This window comes from Mycoplasma marinum, assembly GCF_004335975.1.
Classification (GTDB): Bacteria; Bacillota_I; Bacilli_A; order Mycoplasmatales; family Metamycoplasmataceae; genus Mycoplasma_K; species Mycoplasma_K marinum.
The window spans coordinates 1-4,685 of record NZ_PSZO01000034.1; the positions used below are offsets into that span (position 1 = coordinate 1).

General features: G+C 31.7%; 3 protein-coding genes. All 3 read left to right on the plus strand.

What is annotated here, in order from left to right; translation table 4 throughout:
• A partial coding sequence (locus C4B24_RS04980) for a hypothetical protein (RefSeq protein WP_168388354.1) occupies positions 1-1,826 on the plus strand: 1,826 nt, incomplete at its 5' end.
• Between the two features lie 24 nt (positions 1,827-1,850).
• Complete coding sequence (locus C4B24_RS04425) at positions 1,851-4,415, plus strand: endo-beta-N-acetylglucosaminidase (RefSeq protein WP_131599569.1); 2,565 nt, start codon at positions 1,851-1,853, stop codon at positions 4,413-4,415.
• 14 nt (positions 4,416-4,429) lie between these two features.
• Positions 4,430-4,685 (plus strand): hypothetical protein (locus C4B24_RS04430; RefSeq protein ID WP_131599570.1); only part of this gene is annotated, 256 nt, incomplete at its 3' end.

Sequence of the window (4,685 nt, forward strand, 5' to 3'; positions counted from 1 at the left end):
CTATGAACAAAAAGAAAAAAATTCTATCAACAACTGCCTTTTCTTTATTAGCAATTTCTATGCCAATTGCTGTTACTTCTTGTGGTTTTGGAAAAAAAGATGAGAAAGTCCAAACTAGCAAGGAAGTAGGTAAACAGTTTGACCAGGAAATGAAAGTTGCGGGAGAAGCTGATAAAAAAGAAATAAAAGTCGGTGTCAGAACTTCTGAATTTGGAGTTTATCAAAAATTAGCTGCTGAATTTAATAAATATGGAAAGGGAAAAATAAAAATTGAGCCATTGGCAGAAGATTCCTTTAAAGATTTATATGATACAAAAGCTGCCGCAAACGCAATGCCAACCGTTTTTGTTAATGACTCAAATTCTATGTCAGTTATTACAAACAAACATAAATGGGCAACGGGGTTAAAAATCGAAGATTTTCTTGGAAATAAAAACAAAGATTTATATGATGTTGCGCAAAAAGAACAATCATTTGAATTAAAGGATATTAATAAATCACACTTAAATGCTAATTCTGATTCTAGAAATATGGTTTATGGGGTACCTGTTGGATATGGAACTAAAGGTTTGGTTATGAACTCAACAATGATTGATGGAGCAAAGGAAATAAAATCTTTTGTTCCATATGCAAAAGGTGGAAAATCAGATACTTTGGATGTTGAGTATAAGGGCGGTAAAAAAACATTTGGTAAATGTGGTGTCAATGAAATTCAAAAATATATTTCAGAGGCAGGAGACAAAACTGCTGCATCTTCAGAAATTGTCAAGGCTCATGGAGAGGCTTCTGCATGATTAGGTTATGGTCCTGGTAATACAATTCAAAGAATCTATTCGGTTGCAAGATCTTGTTTATCTAATGGCGCACTTAATGCAAATGTTATGGCTCTTGCATTAAAAGAAGGGTTTGCTAATTTTGGTATTCTAGCATCTGCTGGAATTGTTGTGGATGGACAAAAAATTTATGACACCAAAAAGAAAATGCTTTCAACAAAAGTATTTAATAAAGTAGCAAAAGATGATAAGTTGAATTCTGCATTATCAGATTATCTGTGAACATCATTTGGTGGTTATATGACTGGCTCAGCAGCAAGTATTATTAATTCAAACTACTTAACAAAAGAACCTAAACAAGGTGAAGTTGAACCATTCTTCAATAAACAAACTTTGTTCACGTGAAATGCTAAATGAGCTGCCAGAATGGCTAATGAGCAATGAGATAAAAAAGGTAATAATAATGCTTGAAAAAAACCGGGAACAACTTATGAATCTAATAAAGGATTTTTAGATGGTCAAATTAAAGTTCTTTCTTCTCCATACGGGGAGGTGACTGGTGATTCAATTGCCATCTCAAACAAAGCTAGCGCCGTTGAAAGACTTGTTGCTAAAAGATGAATAAAATTCATTATGCAAAATAGTAAAGATTTCATTGTACCAAAATTTAAAGAGGGCAAAACAACATATATAAACCAAGCACCTGGTCAATTGATTACAAGTAAAGTAGTTTCTGCTTTTGAACCTACAAGATTAAAACAAAAATCATTAATTACAAATTCAGAAAAACCTTATAAAGATGCGTGATTTAACTATGGTAATAATGAAAAACATACTTCTTCTGATGAATATAATGGCATCAACGGTCAAGTATGAAAAATTACTGATTCAAACAATTTATCTGGATTATTTGAACCAGCGCTAATTGATAGTATGCAGTCATACTATGACGCAAGTTCACAAAATAAAAAGGCTTGAACTAGAACTCAATTTAACAACAAATTAAATGATGTTGCTAGAAAATATAATGGCCAACTTGCTTTAAAAGATTAATAAAAATATAAGGAAGGTATAAATATGGAAAAGAAAAAAATAAGTAGAACATTAACTCCTGCAATAATTTTATCTTTAGTTGCAATTCCCTCAGCTGTTTTAGTTTCTTGTGGTACAACTAATCAAGTTGCCAAAGATAAAAAAGATAGTGAAAAAACAATTAATAAAATGAATGGTAATCCATTCATTATTGTAAATAAAAAGAAAGATGATAGTAAGACTCAAACAGGACAAACTGCTTCTTCTGGCGATGTTCTTATTGGTCAAATTAGTAAAGATGCTTTAAAAGAAATACCAAAATATTGAGGATATGGAAGAAAAAAAGATATTAATGCTTCGGATTCATTTGCACCCGCTGAGTATAATTCTAGAAAAATAACGGGCGCTCCAAAATCTCCAACTTTAGATATTGAAGATGCCTGGAATTGAAGTCCAGAAGGCACAGCTAATGGTATTCCCAAAGCTGGTGACTTAAGAGTTTCTAAAAATAAAACTGGAGTAAATGCAGATATAGATTTTACTTGGGGTGCCGTTGATGGTGACTTCAACAGGGCAAGAGTAAGGGAAGTCAAACCAAGAATATTTGGCGCAAAAATTAAACCAACTCAGTCAACATTTGCTAGATACTCACAAATGAATTGAAACTCTTCAAAAAATGGTAATAACGATATCGGTATTTTGGGTGGTAGAAATTCTACTTCTGATGCATACATACAAAATCATTGACAATATACAAATGATATGGTGACATGAGGAGGCGGGAAGTCATTAACTCTTAAAATGCCTACTGGTGCTCAAATAGATACTGCTCATAGAAATGGTGTTCCAATTATGGGTGTTGTATTCATGTATGCATGAGGAACTGGTGAATCTTCACATGATACTGATGTAATGCTTAATCCAGGGCCAAAGGGAGATTTTCCTCTTGCTAAAGGAATGGTTGAATTAGCTGACTATTATGGATTTGATGGATGAATGGTCGATTGAGAATCAAAAGCTCCAAGCGATGCATTCTTAAATAAATGACGAGAATATGCCCATGCTTCTTCAAATATATCTAATCCAACTTCTATACAAAGAAAATTTCATTATTATCACAAACCACAATCAGTTACTAACTATTGATTTGATAATGTAACTGCTTCTAAGTCGGATATTTTCTACTATCCACAAAAACATGGTGGTGATGTTAGTGCTTCCAGAATGCAAAATGCAATATTAAATAAGCCTACAAATAAAGATAAATATTTTGTAAATGGAGCATGTAATTATCCAGAAGATGGATATGAAAAATGTAGAGAAATAACAAAAGGGTATATTGATGGTTCTATTAAGTGATCTAATGAACATAACAATACTATTGGTAGATTAGGGGAAAATAGGCGTAGTCAGTGAATGTATTCTTATACAGATTCAGATAATATTCAAACGGATGAAGAATTCTTTTCTTCAACAGTTGGTGATCCAAGATATTCTGGTAGAAAACATAATGATAGTAATTATGCTGTATCAGATGGTTTCCAAGAACGCACATCAATTATTGGAAGAAAAAACTGGACTACAACATTTGACTTTGGATCAGGTAACCATTTTAATTTATTCGGATTTAATGACATAAATCCATATATGGTTCATGCAAATGAAAATGGTTGAAAAGATACTAATATGCAATCTTATTTACCAACATATAGGTGAATTGTTGATGAATATGATGCTTCAGGGCATAAAACTAGTGACTATAATAGATTAAATTCTAAAGGTAAAGTTGATAGGAAAATTACGCCAATTTTAAATAATCAATCCAATGCCGCTTGGTTTGGTGGAACAAATATTTCTTATAAAGGTTCTTTAAAACCTGGTGAATCATTTGAAAACAAACTTTTTGCTTCAGCTATACCTATTCAAGATAATGATAAATTTACAATAAAAATTAAAAATGGTGGGCAAATTCCAGAATTATTAACTGAAACCAAAGATGGAAAAATTAACACTAACTCGGTTACAACGGTTGATGATATGGGAGAAATATTATCTCCTCAAACACCCACAACAACTTATGCCGCTGATTCAACTTGAAATTTCAAAAGAACAAAAAATATTATTAGTGGTACACCTAAGATTATTGGCAATTCTGGATGAACAGAAGTTACATATGATCTTTCTAAATTAAGTGGGAAAACAATTACTTCATTTGGTATTAAAGCAACAGCTGTTCAAGGAAATACTAATTTCAATAAATTGAAATTGGGTGAAATGCATTTTCAAGCACATGAACACATACAAGAAACTGCCACTATTTCTAATTTGAGAACAACAAAAGTTTGAAATGGAGCAACCATCCCAGAAGGAAAAGCGAGAATTAAGTGAGATGAAACCCTTAGTTCACCAACTGCAGTTAGAAACTATTTTGTATTTTATGCAGATGAAAATTTTAATGCAACTAGTTTAGCTTGAGAAGGGGCAAATCCTGTTGCTTATTTAGATAGATTAGACAAATCAAAAGATAAGCAAAATATTGTAATTATGGCAATTGATAATGATTATAAAGTTATCATGAATCAAAAAGCTACAATTACTCTTAAAAATTAGCGAAAGAGGTAAAAATGAAATCTAAAAAAATAACTATTGGTTCATCTATTTTACTTGCAACAGCTACGGCGGTTGCTATTCCAATTGCAATTAACCAAACAAAAGAAAATACTGATTTGCAATATAATGAATCAAAACATATAAGCAATCCAAATACTGAATCATTTTATAATGGTTCTTCAGTTGAAGCATCTACTAAAAATAAAACATTTTATGATGGTGCAAAACCTATTATTGACGATTCAAGAGGAACTAATTATATTGAAAGAG